This is a genomic window from Janthinobacterium sp. SUN026 (assembly GCF_030397625.1).
Lineage (GTDB): Bacteria > Pseudomonadota > Gammaproteobacteria > Burkholderiales > Burkholderiaceae_D > Janthinobacterium > Janthinobacterium kumbetense.
In genome coordinates this window covers 424,623-439,778 of record NZ_JAPQNU010000001.1, presented here as the reverse complement: position 1 = coordinate 439,778, position 15,156 = coordinate 424,623, and the positions used below count along the sequence as shown (strand labels likewise).

Below are 15,156 nucleotides of genomic sequence, written 5' to 3'. Positions count from 1 at the left end.
TGACAGTCTTTACGCCTTAATTGCCAGCCGAATAAATCTGTGTCGTCCAGCGTTGCAGCAAACGCTTGCGCGTGTCCGAGGCGCCATACTTGGCGAAGTCGTAGTTGATGGTCTTGATGTTTTCCAGGCGGGGCGAGGCGGCGGGAATGGTGGCGGCCACGTTGGACGGGATCTGGAACGCCAGCGCTTTCACCGCTTCGCTCTGCACGTCCGGGCGCAGGGCGAATTCATAGAATTTCTTTGCCTGCTCCATGTTTTTCGCGCCCTTGACGATGCTCATCGAGCCGATCTCGTAACCCGTGCCTTCGCAGGGCGGCAAGACTTTCACGGGAAAGCCGGCCACGGTGAGTTTCATCAGGTCATGCATGAAACCGATGGCCACGCCCGCTTCGCCGCGGCCCACGTCCTCGCCGGGCGCCACGCCCGCGTTCGGATACTTGCTGACGTTCTGGCCCATTTTCGCCAGGAAATCGAAGGCTTCCTCTTCGCCGAACAGCTGCACCACGGTGGCCAGCGCGTTGTAGGCGGCGCCCGAGGAGTTCGGGTTGGCCATCTCGATCTCGCCCTTGTAGGCGGGCTTGACGAGGTCTTTCCAGCATTGCGGCGGCGGCAGGTTTTTCTTCTTCAGCACGTTTTCGTTGTAGGCCAGGCCCAGGATGCCGATGTAGATGCCGACGGTGCGGTACTTGGCCGTCTCGGCCTGCTTGAGCGCCCACGGCTGCAGCTTGGGCAAGGTGGGCGACTTGTATTCTTCCGTATAGCCTTCGGCGGCCGCTTGCAGATGCGGGTCGCCCGTGCCGCCCCACCAGATGTCCGATTTCGGGTTCGACGCTTCGGCGCGGATCTTCGCATACGCCTCGCCGGCGCTCTTCCTGATCATCGATACCTTGATCTTGCTTTCCGCCTCGAAGCGGTTCTTCATCAGCTGGCACCACTCCATGTCGGCCGAACACAGCACGGACAGGCGTTCCTCGGCGGCCATGGCCGTCATCGGCAGGGCCAGGCTTATAGCAATCGCAACATTGCGCATCTTCATCGTCTCACTCCAAGTTTGTTGTCGTTGTGGTACTTCAGACCGCACCGCTATCTTGCGGTGTCACTGTCCAGGGATGTGCTTTTTCAAGACTTGCACTGCATTGCACACGTGTGCACACCTTACCACCAGCCGATTTTGACTGTCAACAAGAATCTCGGCAGGCGGGCGGCGTGGTGTTTTACCGACAAAAAAAGCCGCCAGCGTTGCAGCTGGCGGCTTTCGGGACCGGTGGGGTCAGAGGGGTGTTACTGCCAGGCTTCCTTGCCCTCGCGTGGCTTGCCTACCATCAGCAGCGCGCCCAGGGTCAGCACGGCTGCCAGCGACAGGTAATAGCCCACGTACTGCAAGCCATAGTTCGTGGCCAGCCAGGTAGCGATGTACGGCGCCAGCGAGGCGCCCAGGATGCCGGCCAGGTTGAACGTCAGCGACGCGCCCGTGTAGCGCACTTCGGGCGGGAACAGTTCGGACAACATCGTGCCCAGCGGTCCGTAGGTCATGCCCATCAGGCCCAGGCCGACAGCCATGAAGACCGTCACTTCCCACGTCACGCCCGAACCGAACATGGGCGCGAGCACCAGGCCGAAGATGGCGATGGCGACGGAGACCCAGATCAGGGTGGCGCGGCGGCCGCGGCGGTCGGCCAGCACGGCCGAGAATGGAATCGTCAGGGCGAAGAACAGCACGGCAAACAGCTGCACGACGAGGAATTCCTTGCGCGTGAAACCCAGCTTGGTCGTACCCCAGCTCAGCGCGAACACCGTCATCAGGTAGAACAGCACGAAAGTGGCCAGGGCGATGATGGTGCCCAGGAACAACATGCGGCCATGCTGGCGGAACACGGTGGCCACCGGCAGTTTGACGACCTCGTTCTTGTCGATGACTTTCTGGAAGTCCGGCGTTTCCGTGATCTTCAAACGCACGTACAGGCCGACGATGACCAGCAGCGCGCTGGCGAGGAACGGGATGCGCCAGCCGTAGCTGAAGAATTGCTCATCGGTCATGGTTTCGCTCAGCAGCAGGAAGATGCCGCCCGACAGGAAGAAGCCGATCGGCGCGCCCAGCTGCGGGAACATGCCGTACCAGGCGCGCTTGCCCGGTGGCGCGTTTTCCGTGGCCAGCAGCACCGCGCCGCCCCACTCGCCGCCCAGGCCCAGGCCCTGGCCGAAACGGCACAGCGCCAGCAGCAGCGGCGCCAGGGTGCCGATGGCGGCATACGTCGGCAGCAAGCCGATGATGACGGTGGAGATACCCATCGTCAGCAAGGCGGCCACGAGGGTCGCCTTGCGGCCGATGCGGTCGCCGAAGTGGCCGAACACGGCCGAACCGATGGGACGGGCGAAGAAGGCGATGGCGAACGTGGCCAGCGACTGCAGCACGGCGGCCGACGGGTCGCCGGCGGGGAAGAACAGTTTCGGGAACACCAGCACGGCGGCGGTGGCGTAGATATAAAAGTCAAAGAACTCGATGGTGGTGCCGATCAGGCTGGCGAACAGCACCGTGCCGGGGGAATTTTTCTTGGGGGGGGTGCTCATTTACTGCGCTCCTTGGGGAGGGTGTCTAAAGGCCATTCTCTGGATGTTTTTTCAGGCAGCAGCACAGCACGTTGTCTAGGCGCGCGGTTCACATATCATAGCCGTGCGCGGACGTATTTGCTGTGAATTTGCTATTAAATTCGCAAACAAATTCCACGCAGCAACACGCCGTTGTTAACGGCAGGCAACGGTGAACAAACGCGCGCTATCGCGCTGCGATCAGTGCTGATCAGAGAAACAACGGTCGTGCGCCATCCGGTTACCCGGGGCACGGCAGGAAAGGCGTCAGGGGATGGGCGACGTGTATCAGGCCCGGCGTATCGCCAGGCATTCCGTACCAGACCCGCGCGTCGGCATCGCGGCATCGGTCATTTGTGGTGAATCCTTGCCTGCGGCCCCTCCGGGTGGAGCGGGCCGGCGATGATCGCGCCTGCATCACGAAGGATGCGGTTGATCTTGCTGTAAGCGGCTTATGATACGCGCAGTGGTGCGGTGCGGCAAGAAATGATGGAAACCGCCTACGCGTCGATCAGGGCGAACGCCTTGGCGATCTCCGCGCTGTCGAGCGGGCGCACGAGGCGCGCCACTTCCTGGCCATCCTTGAGGAAAATCAAGGTCGGCCACAGTTTCACCCGGAACGAGCGTCCCAGGGCGCGGCCGGGGCCGTCTTCCACGCGCAGGTGCGGCACCTCGGGGTGCTGCGCAAAGGCGGCGGCCAGCGGCGCCTGGGTGGCGCGGCAGTGGCCGCACCAGCCCGTGCCGAATTCCAGCAGGGCCGGCCCTGCCAGGGCGTCGATCCCGGCCCGCGTGGGTTGCGCCACAGCATACGTGTCATTCATCATGCCAGTCTCCTTGACAACTTAGACCACTTTCACGCGCAAGGTCTCCAGGCCATCGATGGCCCCCACCAGCTCGTCGCCGCGCTGCACGGCCGCCACGCCGGCCGGCGTTCCCGTGTAGATCAGGTCGCCTGGCTGCAGGGTAAAGTAGGTCGACAGGTCGGCGATGGTTTCCGCCACATTCCAGATCAGCATGTCGATGCTGCTGCTTTGCCGCGGCTCGCCATTCACGTGCAGGGTGATGGCGGCATGGCTGACGTCGCCCGCCTGCGCGGCCGGCGTGATGGAACCGATGGGCGCCGAGTGCTCGAACGCCTTGCCCGTTTCCCACGGACGGCCCTGCTTTTTCGCCGCACCCTGCACGTCGCGGCGCGTCATGTCCAGGCCGATCGCATAGCCCCACACGTGGCTCAGCGCATCGGCCACGCCGATATCGCTGCCGCCCTTGCCGATGGCTACCACCAGTTCCATCTCGTGCTGGAAATCCTGCGTCTGCGCCGGATACGGCAACTCGCCCGTCGTGCCGGCAGGCACGGGCAGCACGGCGTCGGCAGGCTTCATGAAGAAAAACGGCGCCTCGCGGCCCGTGTGGCCCATTTCCTTGGCATGGTCGACATAGTTGCGGCCCACGCAATAGATGCGGTGGACGGGGAAAGTATCAACGCTGCCGCTGACGGGAACGCTGGGCTGGATGGCTGCGGCAATGACATACGACATGGAAACTCCTGATCGGCACGATAAAAAGGCGGTGATGAAAAAGGGGACACCGCAGTGTCCCCTTATTTTACGGCAAGCTTACTTCAGCAGTCCCGAGCGGCTCGGGTCCGGCATGCGGATGGCCACGATGAAGGAAATCAGGCACATGATGGTCACATACCAATAGAAATACTCTTCCACGTGCCAGGCCTTGAACTGCAGCGCCACGTATTCGGCCGAACCGCCGAACATGGCGTTGGCGACCGCATACGACAGGCCCACGCCCAGCGCGCGCACTTCGACGGGGAACATTTCCGCCTTGATCAAGCCGCTGATCGACGTATAGAAGCTGATGATGGCCAGCGCGATGATGATCAGGCCAAACGCCGCGTACGGGCTGGTGATGTCTTTCAAGGCATGCATGATCGGCAACACGCACAGGGTGGCCAGGCCGCCGAAGAACAGCATCGAGGTGCGGCGGCCGATGCGGTCCGACAAGGCGCCGAACACCGGCTGCAAAATCATGTAGACGAGCAAGGCGCACGTCATGACAGCGCTGGCCGTCTTGGTATCCATGCCGGCCGTGTTGACCAGGTATTTCTGCATGTAGGTGGTGAACGTGTAGAACACGAGCGAGCCGCCGGCCGTAAAGCCAAGTACCGTGATGAAGGCGCGCTTATGCTTGAGCAAACCGCGCAGACTGCCCGCGTCCTTGTCCTTGCGCTCGCTGGCGGTGGTCGTTTCCGTCAGGGATTTACGCAGGTTCAGCGACACGAGGGCCGCCAGGGCGCCGAAGACGAACGGGATGCGCCAGCCCCAGGCACGCAATTCTTCCAGGGTCAGCAATTGCTGCAAGACCACCAGCACCAGCAAGGCCAGCAACTGGCCGCCGATCAGGGTCACGTACTGGAACGAGGCGAAGAAACCGCGCTTGCCCGATTCCGACACTTCGCTCATATAGGTGGCGCTGGTACCGTATTCGCCGCCCACGGACAAGCCCTGGAACAGGCGCGCCACCAGCAGCAGGAACGGGGCGAAAGCGCCGATGGTTTCATACGTGGGCAGCACGGCGATCATCAGCGAGCCGCCGCACATCATCAGCACGGAAATCATCATCGACTGGCGGCGGCCGTATTTGTCGGCGATGCGGCCGAACAGCCAGCCGCCCACGGGACGCATGAGGAAGCCGGCGGCAAAGATGCCGGCCGTCTGCAGCAGCTGCGTCGTCGGGTTACCGGAAGGGAAGAAGGCGTGCGAGAAGTACAGCGCGCAGAACGAGTAAATATAGAAGTCGAACCATTCGACCAGGTTACCGGAGGAAGCGCCAATGATGGCCTTGATGCGCTGCTGGGATGTCAGCTGCGCAACGTCATGCGGAGTATCGTGGGATGTCATATCAGTCTTCTTGTTCGTGTGAAAAAGCCAACGCCAGCCGGGTTGCCCGGGCTGGTTTTGCATCATACGCCCTTGATCAGGGTCAAAAAGCCGCCCGGCATACGCGTTAATACGTATCGCCGGCAACTTTTTTCACCTGCGGGCGGGCGGAATCAGACCCGTTCCAGCACCAGCGCGATACCCTGGCCGATGCCGATGCCGCATCTTGTGTCAGTGCACAGTGCATGGTGCCTGCCCGGACGCGCTGGAGGTCAGACCCGTTCCAGCACCAGCGCGATGCCCTGGCCCACGCCGATGCACATGGTGCAGAGTGCATAGCGCCCGCCCGTGCGGTGCAGCTGGTTGACGGCCGTCATGGCCAGGCGCGCGCCCGACGCGCCCAGCGGGTGGCCCAGGGCGATGGCGCCGCCATTCGGGTTCACGCGCGGGTCGTCGTCGGGCAAGCCCAGCTGGCGCAGCACGGCCAGGCCCTGCGCGGCAAACGCTTCGTTGAGTTCGATGACGTCGAAGTCGGCCAGGGTCAAGCCCGTCATGGCCAGCACTTTCAAGGTGGCGGGCGCGGGCCCGATGCCCATGATGCGGGGCGCTACGCCGGCCGTCGCCATGGCCACGACCCGCGCGCGCGGCGTCAGGCCAAAGCGGGCCGCGTTCGCCTCGTCGGCCAGCAGCAGGGCCGCCGCGCCATCGTTGACGCCGGACGCGTTGCCGGCCGTGATCGTGCCGTCCGCGCGCACGACGGGCTTGAGTTTCGTCAAGGTTTCCAGCGTGGTGGCGCGCGGATGCTCGTCGCGGACGACGACGACGGGCTCGCCCTTCTTCTGGGCGATGCTGACGGGGCAGATTTCACTGTCGAACACGCCCGCCTGCTGCGCCGCCAGCGCTTTCACCTGGCTGGCCAGGGCGAACGCATCCTGATCAAGACGGCTGATGCCGAAGTCCGACGCCACGTTTTCCGCCGTTTCCGGCATCGAATCGACGCCGTACTGCGCCTTCATCAAGGGATTGATGAAGCGCCAGCCGATGGTCGTGTCTTCCATTTTCATGCCGCGCGAAAAGGCGCTGTCCGCCTTGCCCATGACAAACGGCGCGCGGCTCATGCTTTCCACGCCGCCGGCGATCAGCAAGCCCGCTTCGCCGCTCTTGATGAAGCGGGCGGCGCTGCCGATGGCGTCCAGGCCCGAGCCGCACAGGCGGTTCAGGGTGGCGCCCGGCACGCTGTCGGGCAAGCCCGCCAGCAGGGCCGCCATGCGCGCCACGTTGCGGTTGTCCTCGCCCGCCTGGTTGGCGCAGCCGTACAGCACGTCGGTGACGGCGTTCCAGTCCACATTCGGGTTGCGCGCCATCAAGGCGCGGATGGGCACAGCGCCCAGGTCGTCGGCGCGCACGCCGGCGAGTCCGCCGCCATAGCGGCCAAACGGCGTGCGCTGCGCGTCGCAAATGTAAGCATGGGTCATGTTCTTTCCTCCAAGAAAGTGTATTGAATGGGCGGTGAATTAACGTCCGTCCGCCAGCGGCACGGCCGTCAACGCTTGCAACTGCTCGAAACTCAAGCCATCCACCAGTTCGACGACCGTGGCGCCGGCGGGCGACAGGTCGAGCACGGCCAGGTCGCTGTAGATGCGGCTGACGCAGGCGATGCCCGTCAGCGGATACGTGCATGCCTGCACCAGCTTGCTTTCACCCGTCTTGGTCAGCAATTCCATCATGACCCAGGTTTTTTTCGCGCCGATGGCCAGGTCCATGGCCCCGCCCACGGCGGGAATGGCGTCGGACGCGCCCGTGTGCCAATTGGCCAGGTCGCCCGTGGCGGAGACTTGAAACGCGCCCAGCACGCAGATGTCCAGGTGGCCGCCGCGCATCATGGCGAAGCTGTCGGCGTGGTGGAAGTAACTGCCGCCCGCCAGCAGGGTGACGGGCTGCTTGCCCGCATTGATCAGGTCGTAGTCTTCTTCGCCCGGCGCGGGCGCGGGGCCCATGCCGATCACGCCGTTTTCGCTGTGCAAGATGATGTCCGCGCCGGCCGGCAAGTGGTTCGCCACCAGGGTCGGCAAGCCGATGCCCAGGTTGACGACATTGCCTTCATGGATGTCCGCCGCCACGCGGGCCGCCATTTGATCTCGATTCCATTTATTCACTTGATATTCCTCAGGCAGCTTTGAAGCCGGCGGGGCCGGTGGCCGTGCGCGGCACTTGCACCAGGCGCTGCACGAACAGGCCCGGCGTGATGACGTGCTCGGGATCGATGCTGCCCAGTTCAGCAACTTCATGCACGGAAGCAATGCTGACTTTCGCGGCCATGGCCATGATGGGGCCGAAGTTGCGCGCCGTCTTGCGGTAAGTCAGGTTGCCCCAGCGGTCGCCCTGCTCCGCCTTGATCAGCGCGAAGTCGGCGTGAATCGGTGACTCGAACACATACATGCGGCCGTCGATCTCGCGCGTCTCCTTGCCCTTCGCCAAATCCGTACCGTAACCCGTGGGCGTGAAAAAGCCGCCGATGCCGGCGCCGGCGGCGCGGATGCGCTCGGCCAGATTGCCCTGCGGCACCAATTCCAGCTCCAGCTTGCCCGCGCGGTACAGCGCGTCGAACACGTGGGAATCGGCCTGTCGGGGGAACGAGCAGATGATCTTGCGCACTTGCCCGTTTTTCAGCAGGGCGGCCAGGCCCGTGTCGCCATTGCCCGCATTGTTGTTGACGATGACGAGGTCGCGCGCGCCCTGGGCGATCAAGCCATCGATCAGCTCGGCCGGCTGGCCCGCGCCGCCGAAGCCGCCAATCATGACGGTGGCGCCATCGTGGATATCGGCCAGCGCATCAAGCACGCTGGAACGCAGTTTGTCGATCATTGCCTGTCTCCTCCCAATCAAACTCATCAGACATTTGTTCGTATAACGAACAAATATTCGTATTTAGAACTTATTCGTGAGAATATGCCTGATCGGGGCGCTTGTCAATTTGCCGTTTTCGCCGGCCCCATGGCTATAATTGCCACCTTGACCAATTGGAATCGCCATGACCGCACGCAGCAGCACGCCCCTTTCCTCCGAAGAAACCCTCGATGCCGACGGCGCGCCGCGTCCCGGCGACAGCTATGTGCAATCGTTCGCGCGGGGCCTGGCCGTGCTGCGCAGTTTTGGCGCGGACGCGCCGCAACAGACCCTGAGCGAAGTGGCGGAGCGGACGCAGCTGACGCGCGCGGGCGCGCGGCGCATCCTGCACACCTTGTTGCATCTTGGCTACGTGGAAGCGGATGGGCGGCTGTTCCGCCTGACGCCGAAGGTGCTCGACCTCGGCTATGCCTATTTGTCGTCGCTGCCCGTGTGGACGCAGGCGCAGCCGCTGCTGGAAGAATTGATGCAGACCTTGCGCCAGTCGTGCTCGGCCACCGTGCTCGACGGCGACGACATCGTGTATGTGGTGCGCCTGTCCGCGCACCGCACCATGTCGATCAACCTGGGCATCGGCAGCCGCCTGCCCGCCTACTGCACCTCGATGGGACGGGTTTTACTGTCGGGCCTGGCGCCCGAGGTGCTGCGCGAACGGCTGTCGAAGATGGCGCTGCTGAAAATCACGCCGGCGACCAAGGTCGATATCGACCTCTTGATGGAAGAGATTGCGCAAGTGCGGCGCCAGGGCTGGTGCCTGGTGCAGGAAGAGCTGGAACAGGGCTTGATCGCCCTGGCCGCGCCCGTGTTCGACCGGGCCGGCAAGGTGGTGGCGGCCATCAACGTCAGCGGCCAGACGGCGGGGCCGTCCGTCGCGCACCTGCTGGAACACAGCTTGCCGAAACTGCTCGATACGGCAAGCCGGGTCAGCGCCCTGGTGCGGGTGCAGCAGTAGCGCTTATTGCTTGAACCTTATTTCTTGAATTTGGCGCACGGGTCCGGGCGCGGTTGCGCCGGCATCGATTGCGTCAGGTCAAACGTGCCCTTGTAGCCGCTGCCGCCCTGCTCCAGATAGCCGATGCTGCGCACGTTCAGCTGCGGGTCGGCCAGCTTCAGCCAGCGGGGCACGCCGATATCCTTGCGCACGTGGTCGTTGCCGGCGATCAACACCACGTCGCGCGGCGCCTGGTCGCGGATCAGCTTGGCCATCCAGATATCGCGCGCCACCTGGGCGTTGACGACACCTTTGATCATCATGTCGGGCAGCATATTGCAGCGGGCCGCCTGGACTTCCTTCTCTTGCCCGTCCAGGATATCGGCCGGTACGGGCGCGGCCAGGTACGTGGCCACCATCGCGGGCGGCATGGCCCACTGGATGCCGTCGCGCACGATGCGCGAGGCATCGGCGGGCGACAGGTTGCCGGCGACCAGGCTCAGCTGGTAGCTGATGACGAGGTCCAGCACGGGCCGGTACAAGCTCCAGTCCCAGCGCGGCTGTTCCATCACGCGGATGATGCAGTCGGGATCGGCGCAATCGCGCGCGGCGCGCGTCAGCAAGGCCTGGTTTTCGCGGTCGAACTGTTCCATGACAATCACGGGACGCCAGCCGGTCGCCAGGCGGCGGCGCAATTCCTCGACGCGCAGGCGCTGGCCTTGTGCATTGTCATGGACTTCGCCCAGCAGCAACACTTGCGGATTGGGCAAGGTGTCAGCCACGGGCACGGGAGCGGGCGGAGCGTCTTTCTTCAGCAAGCTGCCGCAGGCGGCCAGCGCCAGCACGCTGCACAACAGGGCGGCGCGCGCGCCGGCGCGGAAAATCACGGTTTTCATGTCAGGCGGGTATCTTCAAGTGGCGATGCGCCAGATTGTACCGTCTCAGGCCGGCGCCGGCAGCTTGCGGCGCTCCAGCACTTCAAAGACAAGCATGCCGGCCAGCATGGCGCCGGCAAACAGCCACGCCTTCGGCTGGCCCGCCAGCAAGGAGACGAGGGCGGGGCCGGGACAGAAACCGGCGATGCCCCAGCCCGCGCCAAACGCCAGGCTGCCCAGCAGCAGGCGCCGGTCGATGCGCCGCGATACTGGCAATTGCATGGGTTCGCCCAGCAACGCCGTGCTGCGCCGCCGCGCCAGCCAGAAGGCGGGCAGGGCCACGCCGATGGCGCCGCCCATCACCAGCGCCAGCGACGGGTCCCAGGCGCCGGCCAGGTCGAGGAAGCCGAGCACCTTGGCCGGGTTGCCCATGCCGGAAACGATCAGGCCCAGGCCAAAGACGAGGCCGCTCAACAGGGAAAGGATCAGCTTGCTCATAAGCTTGCTCATAAGCTTGCTCACAGATGGCGCAACAGATAGACGGTGAGGAAACCGGCCGCCATGAAGGCGATGGTGGCCGCCAGCGAACGGGGAGACAGGCGCGACAGGCCGCACACGCCGTGGCCGCTGGTGCAGCCGGCGCCATAGCGCACGCCCACGCCCACCAGCAAACCCGCCACGATCAGGGCGGGCGTGCCCGCATCGATCTGCACGGGCGGCAAGACTTGCCACAGCGAATACAGCAAGGGCGTACCGACCAGGCCGGCAAGAAAGGCGATGCGCCAGCCCAGGTCGCCACGGCGCGGCCGCAGCAAGCCGCCGACGATGCCGCTGATGCCGGCGATGCGGCCATTGAACAGGATCAGCAGGGCCGCGGCCAGGCCGATCAGCATGCCGCCGGCCAGCGAGGCCCACGGCGTGAAATGCTGCCAGTCGATGTGCATGGAAATACTCAGTCCGCTTCGTCGTTGAACGTGGGGCGTGGCGCGCAAAATTGCGCGTACAACACTTGCAGCACGGCCAGCACGGGCGCGCTGGCGACGCGGTAATAGATCTGCTTGCCGTCGCGCCGCGTGGCCACCAGCATCTCTTCGCGCAGCACGCCCAGCTGCTGCGACAGGGTCGGCTGGCCGATGCCCACTTTTTGCTCGAGGTCGCTGACGCAATGCTCGCCCTGCGATAGCTGGCACAGCAGCATCAATCGGTCGGCATTGCCCATGGCCTTGAGCAGCGAGCTGGCCTTGTAGGCCGAGCCACGCATGGCGTCGAGGTTGTATTCGGCGTGTTGTGTTGCGACTGTCTCCATCGTGCCCTCCCACAGGCGGTCATATTGATCATCATGCGATAAACAATATACTAATCAATATACTGTTTTCCTGCTGGCGATTCGCACAAAAAAACAACAGTGTTTTTCGGCGATAGCGTGCTCATGCGAAGTGTGCGGCAGCGATAGCCATCAAGCTATCAAAATGATAAATATTCGTAATTTAAAGTAAATAAGCGTAGCAAAATTGCCACGATTTGTGCTGTAATAAGAGCTCTTCAGAAAAATCGTGATACGCCCCCGTACAGGCGCATTGTCCGTCTTGGCGCAGGCCGGTTTTCGACCGCACCGCACGGTGAACCAGGGAGTCAAAGATGAAGTTACTTCAGCCGCTAGGCATGGCCATGCTGGCGCTGTCGGCGTGCGCCGGCAGTGCGGCGGCCAGCACCCCGCCCACGACACACGCCCAGGTCGTGAGCGACGACAGTCTCGGTTTCACCAGCACTGCCGACAATCCCGGCTGGGACACACCGGACTTGCCGTATGCGCGCCTGCTGGCGCAGGGCACCATGCTCAACGCGGCCCCGCGCTGGAGCAGCACCGGTGCGCGCCACGGCGCACTGCCTCCGTCCGCAGCCGCCACGGCCCCGGCCGTGCAGCAAACGAACGTGCCGCCGCCCGTGCCCGAAGCGAGCATGGTCTCGATGCTGCTGGTGGGACTGGGCTTGCTGGCCTTTAGCATGCACGGTGAAAAACAGGAAAAATTCGATAGCTGACCCTATTCCGGCAGCCGCTGCCGCTGCCTTAAAAAAAATTCCGCCTTGCGCGGAATTTTTTTGCCTGCCGTGCCTGGGTTGATGCTCACTTGATGCTCACTTGTCCAGCAAGCGGCAAACCCGTTCGATATTGCCCACAGGAATGCCCGACTTCAGGGCGCGCGCAATGCAGGCCGCCTTGTCCGTGCCCGAGGCGGAAATCAGCACAAAGGCCGTGCCCAGGACGCTGACGGCGACCAGCAATATCAGCACGCCCTTGACGATCTCCCAGTTCATGGCGCGTCAGCAATCTCATACGTGAAAGCATAGTAATGCTTGCCCTCTTCGATGCGGATGGCCAGGCTGCCCGACAGGCCTTGCAATTGCTCCGTCCCCGTATCGGGCACCACCGTCACCGACAAGGCGGGCGCGCCGCGCGTCATCGTGCCGCTGTGCTGCAAATAAAAACTGCCGTGACGCCCATCCAGCGTGCCTTCCACCCGCTCCAGCGCCACATAGCCTGCCGAGCCGGCCACGCTGGCGCGCGCGCTGAGCATCTCGCCCCGCGCACTGGCGTCGAGGGCGCCGTGGTAGCGCTTGTCGAGCGACAGGCGTCCCAGCCCCGATTGCGCGGCCGTGTCCGACAAGGTTTCCGGGGTGATGGTGACGTCGAATGTACCGTGAATGGAAGGCATCAGTACTCCTTGGAAAATGAAGAGGTGGCGGCCGCCTCCGGCCCGTTCAGCAGCACATGCAATTTTTGCATGGTGGCCCAGTTGCGCGAGGTGACGCCATCGCCGAGCAGCACGCCCAGCGCCGCCACCACCTTGCTGGCCAACACGCCATCGGGACACCAGGCATACGCGGCCCAGCGCCCCAGGACCAGCGCTTCCGGCTGCCACGGCCGCTGCGCCAGGGGCGCCAGGCGCAGCATGTCGGCCGGATTGTTCAGCACCAAGGTCAGCAGACGGGCCGCATCGGCCGCCGGCGCCAGGGTGTTTTGTTCGATCAGTTCGGCAAACTGGCTGGCCGACAGCACCGTCACCCGGGCCGCCACGCCCAGTTTCAGCACCAGCGCTTCCTCAATGCGGGCAGCGGCGTCGGCCGGCGCGACCTTGCCTCCGTCATACACGACGTTGCCGCTGTTGAGCACGGTGCGCACCTGCGCAAAACCCAAGTCGCCCAGCAGCTTGCGCAGGTCGGCCATGGCCACGCGCTTGGCGCGGCCCACATTGATCCCGCGCAAAAGCGCCACTTGCTGACTATTTTCCATCTGTGCCATGTGTTGTCTCCTTGCCTATGCCTGGCCGGCCGGAACGCTGGCGGCGCCTTCCGGCAATGGCGTCACCTTGGGCAGGCGCAGCAGGAACGTCGCGCCCTGACCCAAGGTGCTGCTGACCGTGATGGTGCCGCCAAACTGCTTGGCAATCAAGTTGAATACGATATTCAAGCCCAGGCCCGTGCCGCCCTGTCCGCGCCGCGTGGTGACAAACGGGTCGAACACGCGGTCGAGCATGTCGGGCGCGATGCCGCGGCCATTGTCGCGCACCTGCATGGCGATCCAGTCGTTGTCGCCGTGCACGCCGATATGGATGTGGCCGTCCGTGTCCGCATCGAAGGCGTGCTCGACGCAGTTCAGGACCAGGTTGGTCAGCACCTGTGCCAGCGCGCCCGGATAGCTGTCGAGCATGATGCCGGGCGGGCAATCGATATCGATGCGGATGCGGGTCTTTTTCAAGGTCGGCTGCAGGCTCGAGATGACTTCGCCGATATAGTCGCGCAATTCGAACAAACGGCGCGCTTCGCTGACCTGGTCGACGGCGATCTGCTTGAAGCTGTGGATCAGGTGCGCGGCGCGGTAGGCATTGTTCATGATAAGGCGCGCGCTTTCGCCGGCCGTTTCCAGGTAGCGCACGATATCGGTCTTCTTCACGCTGCCGCCCGCCACCGCCGCGCTGATGCCATCGGTGGCTTCCTTCAGCACCGAGGCGCTGGTCAGCGCGATGCCGACCGGGGTATTGATTTCATGCGCCACGCCCGCCACCAGGCTGCCCAGCGAGGCCAGGCGTTCCGACTGCAGCAACGATTCCTGCGCGCGGCGCAACTCGTCCATGGCCTGCGCCGTCTCCTGCTGCGAGCGGCGCGCCATGTCTTCCGCCTCGCGGCTGCCCTCGATGATGGACTTGAGCTTGCGCTGCACGGCATTGAAGCCGCGGATCACGTCGCCCAGCTCGTCGCGCCGGTTTTCCGGCAGCTCTTCGACATCATCGCTGCCGCGCGTGGCCAGGTCGAACAAGCCGTCGCGCAACTGTTTCAAGGGGCCGAAGACGATGCGCAGGCTCAGCGCCAGGGCGCCCACCAAAATGATGTCAAGTAGCAACACTTCCAGCACCTTGCGCCGCACTTCGCCGCGCAGGGCTGCATCGATCTGGGCACGGCTGAAATTGACGATGACCTTGCCGACGATCACCGGCTTGCCGCCCGTGGCCGCGGCTACGGCGTCGCGGAACACCAGCGGCGCCTCGACGGGCGTGCCGCCCATGGCCACGTCGGAGGTCAAAGGCACCAGGGTGCCGGCCGCGTCGCGTACTTCGCCCGCGAACAGGCCGACGGAGGCGTCGTAGACGCGGATGCCGACCAGTTCCGGCGGCAGCATTTCGGCCGCGACGATGCTGTCGACCTTGGATTTGTCGAGGTCCCACAGGGCGGACGGCAAGCTGGTCTGCAAGCGCGTCAGCACGCCGCTGCGCAGGCGCGCGCTGCCCGATTCGAGTTCCTTGCTCAAGGTATATTGGGTATAGCTACCCGAAATGCCCAGCACCAGGGTGACGATCACGACAAAAAGCAGGGTCAGCCGGACTTGGATACTCACCATCAATCAACACTCCCCGGGCCAGGCCGCCAGCCCGCGGCGCGGGCGCAGTGACGTCAGCGGACAACAGCCTGA

18 protein-coding genes are annotated in these 15,156 nt (G+C 64.1%); 2 read left to right on the top strand and 16 right to left on the bottom strand.

Annotated features, from left to right (window positions below; translation table 11 throughout):
- Positions 1-16 precede the first annotated feature (16 nt).
- From OX459_RS02095 to OX459_RS02060, 8 genes are all read right to left on the bottom strand, one after another.
- On the bottom strand, positions 17-1,036 hold the full coding sequence (locus tag OX459_RS02095) for an ABC transporter substrate-binding protein (RefSeq protein WP_099666577.1): 1,020 nt from the start codon (positions 1,034-1,036) through the stop codon (positions 17-19).
- A 245-nt stretch (positions 1,037-1,281) separates the two neighbouring features.
- On the bottom strand, positions 1,282-2,568 hold the full coding sequence (locus tag OX459_RS02090; RefSeq protein ID WP_099376599.1) for an MFS transporter: 1,287 nt from the start codon (positions 2,566-2,568) through the stop codon (positions 1,282-1,284).
- Between the two features lie 518 nt (positions 2,569-3,086).
- The gene (locus OX459_RS02085; RefSeq protein ID WP_099666576.1) at positions 3,087-3,410 is read right to left on the bottom strand and encodes a thioredoxin family protein; all 324 of its coding nucleotides are present in this window, start codon (positions 3,408-3,410) and stop codon (positions 3,087-3,089) included.
- An 18-nt stretch (positions 3,411-3,428) separates the two neighbouring features.
- Complete coding sequence (locus tag OX459_RS02080) at positions 3,429-4,124, bottom strand: fumarylacetoacetate hydrolase family protein (protein ID WP_289903582.1); 696 nt, start codon at positions 4,122-4,124, stop codon at positions 3,429-3,431.
- A 78-nt stretch (positions 4,125-4,202) separates the two neighbouring features.
- A complete protein-coding gene (locus OX459_RS02075) occupies positions 4,203-5,498 on the bottom strand; it encodes an MFS family transporter (RefSeq protein WP_099666574.1) in 1,296 nt (431 codons plus the stop codon).
- Positions 5,499-5,749: 251 nt separating this feature from the next.
- Positions 5,750-6,952 carry a 3-oxoadipyl-CoA thiolase gene (gene pcaF / locus OX459_RS02070; protein ID WP_289903581.1) on the bottom strand — a complete coding sequence of 401 codons (1,203 nt, stop codon included), beginning with the start codon at positions 6,950-6,952 and terminating at the stop codon, positions 5,750-5,752.
- 39 nt (positions 6,953-6,991) lie between these two features.
- Positions 6,992-7,633: a 3-oxoacid CoA-transferase subunit B gene (locus OX459_RS02065; protein WP_289903580.1), complete on the bottom strand. Its 642-nt coding sequence runs from the start codon at positions 7,631-7,633 to the stop codon at positions 6,992-6,994.
- Positions 7,634-7,643: 10 nt separating this feature from the next.
- Positions 7,644-8,342 carry a 3-oxoacid CoA-transferase subunit A gene (locus OX459_RS02060; protein WP_077408447.1) on the bottom strand — a complete coding sequence of 233 codons (699 nt, stop codon included), beginning with the start codon at positions 8,340-8,342 and terminating at the stop codon, positions 7,644-7,646.
- A gap of 166 nt (positions 8,343-8,508) precedes the next feature.
- Here OX459_RS02060 and OX459_RS02055 point away from each other — a divergent pair, with 166 nt between their 5' ends.
- Positions 8,509-9,336 carry an IclR family transcriptional regulator C-terminal domain-containing protein gene (locus OX459_RS02055; RefSeq protein ID WP_289903578.1) on the top strand — a complete coding sequence of 276 codons (828 nt, stop codon included), beginning with the start codon at positions 8,509-8,511 and terminating at the stop codon, positions 9,334-9,336.
- Between the two features lie 17 nt (positions 9,337-9,353).
- Here OX459_RS02055 and OX459_RS02050 read toward each other — a convergent pair whose 3' ends face one another.
- The 4 genes from OX459_RS02050 to OX459_RS02035 are packed head-to-tail and all read right to left on the bottom strand — an operon-like array spanning position 9,354 to position 11,496.
- The gene (locus OX459_RS02050; protein WP_289903576.1) at positions 9,354-10,211 is read right to left on the bottom strand and encodes a ChaN family lipoprotein; all 858 of its coding nucleotides are present in this window, start codon (positions 10,209-10,211) and stop codon (positions 9,354-9,356) included.
- Positions 10,212-10,256: 45 nt separating this feature from the next.
- On the bottom strand, positions 10,257-10,688 hold the full coding sequence (locus OX459_RS02045) for a YeeE/YedE family protein (RefSeq protein WP_099666569.1): 432 nt from the start codon (positions 10,686-10,688) through the stop codon (positions 10,257-10,259).
- A 20-nt stretch (positions 10,689-10,708) separates the two neighbouring features.
- Positions 10,709-11,134, bottom strand: coding sequence for a YeeE/YedE family protein (locus OX459_RS02040; RefSeq protein ID WP_289903574.1), 426 nt, complete (start codon positions 11,132-11,134; stop codon positions 10,709-10,711).
- An 8-nt stretch (positions 11,135-11,142) separates the two neighbouring features.
- The gene (locus OX459_RS02035) at positions 11,143-11,496 is read right to left on the bottom strand and encodes a metalloregulator ArsR/SmtB family transcription factor (RefSeq protein WP_035822023.1); all 354 of its coding nucleotides are present in this window, start codon (positions 11,494-11,496) and stop codon (positions 11,143-11,145) included.
- A gap of 332 nt (positions 11,497-11,828) precedes the next feature.
- Here OX459_RS02035 and OX459_RS02030 point away from each other — a divergent pair, with 332 nt between their 5' ends.
- Positions 11,829-12,230: a hypothetical protein gene (locus tag OX459_RS02030; RefSeq protein ID WP_289903572.1), complete on the top strand. Its 402-nt coding sequence runs from the start codon at positions 11,829-11,831 to the stop codon at positions 12,228-12,230.
- Positions 12,231-12,326: 96 nt separating this feature from the next.
- Here OX459_RS02030 and OX459_RS02025 read toward each other — a convergent pair whose 3' ends face one another.
- Genes OX459_RS02025 through OX459_RS02010 form a run of 4 tightly spaced genes read right to left on the bottom strand, consistent with a single transcriptional unit; the run spans position 12,327 to position 15,084 of the window.
- Positions 12,327-12,506 (bottom strand): hypothetical protein, encoded by a 180-nt coding sequence (locus tag OX459_RS02025; protein WP_099666566.1) that lies wholly within the window; start codon positions 12,504-12,506, stop codon positions 12,327-12,329.
- The gene (locus OX459_RS02020) at positions 12,503-12,904 is read right to left on the bottom strand and encodes a DUF3224 domain-containing protein (protein WP_289903571.1); all 402 of its coding nucleotides are present in this window, start codon (positions 12,902-12,904) and stop codon (positions 12,503-12,505) included. Before OX459_RS02020 ends, OX459_RS02025 begins: the two co-directional genes overlap by 4 nt.
- Entirely contained in the window at positions 12,904-13,491 is a 588-nt protein-coding gene (locus OX459_RS02015) for a DUF1697 domain-containing protein (protein WP_289903570.1), read from the bottom strand. Before OX459_RS02015 ends, OX459_RS02020 begins: the two co-directional genes overlap by 1 nt.
- 15 nt (positions 13,492-13,506) lie before the next feature.
- Positions 13,507-15,084 (bottom strand): HAMP domain-containing sensor histidine kinase, encoded by a 1,578-nt coding sequence (locus tag OX459_RS02010; protein ID WP_099666563.1) that lies wholly within the window; start codon positions 15,082-15,084, stop codon positions 13,507-13,509.
- Positions 15,085-15,156: the final 72 nt, after the last annotated feature.

Coding starts and splice junctions, on each gene's coding strand:
- OX459_RS02030 (WP_289903572.1), top strand. CDS start 11,829: ATGAAGTTACTTCAGCCGCTAGGCATGGCCATGCTGGCGCTGTCGGCG.
- OX459_RS02075 (WP_099666574.1), bottom strand. CDS start 5,498: ATGACATCCCACGATACTCCGCATGACGTTGCGCAGCTGACATCCCAG.
- OX459_RS02060 (WP_077408447.1), bottom strand. CDS start 8,342: ATGATCGACAAACTGCGTTCCAGCGTGCTTGATGCGCTGGCCGATATC.
- pcaF (WP_289903581.1), bottom strand. CDS start 6,952: ATGACCCATGCTTACATTTGCGACGCGCAGCGCACGCCGTTTGGCCGC.
- OX459_RS02080 (WP_289903582.1), bottom strand. CDS start 4,124: ATGTCGTATGTCATTGCCGCAGCCATCCAGCCCAGCGTTCCCGTCAGC.
- OX459_RS02085 (WP_099666576.1), bottom strand. CDS start 3,410: ATGATGAATGACACGTATGCTGTGGCGCAACCCACGCGGGCCGGGATC.
- OX459_RS02050 (WP_289903576.1), bottom strand. CDS start 10,211: ATGAAAACCGTGATTTTCCGCGCCGGCGCGCGCGCCGCCCTGTTGTGC.
- OX459_RS02090 (WP_099376599.1), bottom strand. CDS start 2,568: ATGAGCACCCCCCCCAAGAAAAATTCCCCCGGCACGGTGCTGTTCGCC.
- OX459_RS02020 (WP_289903571.1), bottom strand. CDS start 12,904: ATGCCTTCCATTCACGGTACATTCGACGTCACCATCACCCCGGAAACC.
- OX459_RS02035 (WP_035822023.1), bottom strand. CDS start 11,496: ATGGAGACAGTCGCAACACAACACGCCGAATACAACCTCGACGCCATG.
- OX459_RS02095 (WP_099666577.1), bottom strand. CDS start 1,036: ATGAAGATGCGCAATGTTGCGATTGCTATAAGCCTGGCCCTGCCGATG.
- OX459_RS02040 (WP_289903574.1), bottom strand. CDS start 11,134: ATGCACATCGACTGGCAGCATTTCACGCCGTGGGCCTCGCTGGCCGGC.
- OX459_RS02045 (WP_099666569.1), bottom strand. CDS start 10,688: ATGAGCAAGCTGATCCTTTCCCTGTTGAGCGGCCTCGTCTTTGGCCTG.
- OX459_RS02015 (WP_289903570.1), bottom strand. CDS start 13,491: ATGGCACAGATGGAAAATAGTCAGCAAGTGGCGCTTTTGCGCGGGATC.
- OX459_RS02010 (WP_099666563.1), bottom strand. CDS start 15,084: ATGGTGAGTATCCAAGTCCGGCTGACCCTGCTTTTTGTCGTGATCGTC.
- OX459_RS02055 (WP_289903578.1), top strand. CDS start 8,509: ATGACCGCACGCAGCAGCACGCCCCTTTCCTCCGAAGAAACCCTCGAT.
- OX459_RS02025 (WP_099666566.1), bottom strand. CDS start 12,506: ATGAACTGGGAGATCGTCAAGGGCGTGCTGATATTGCTGGTCGCCGTC.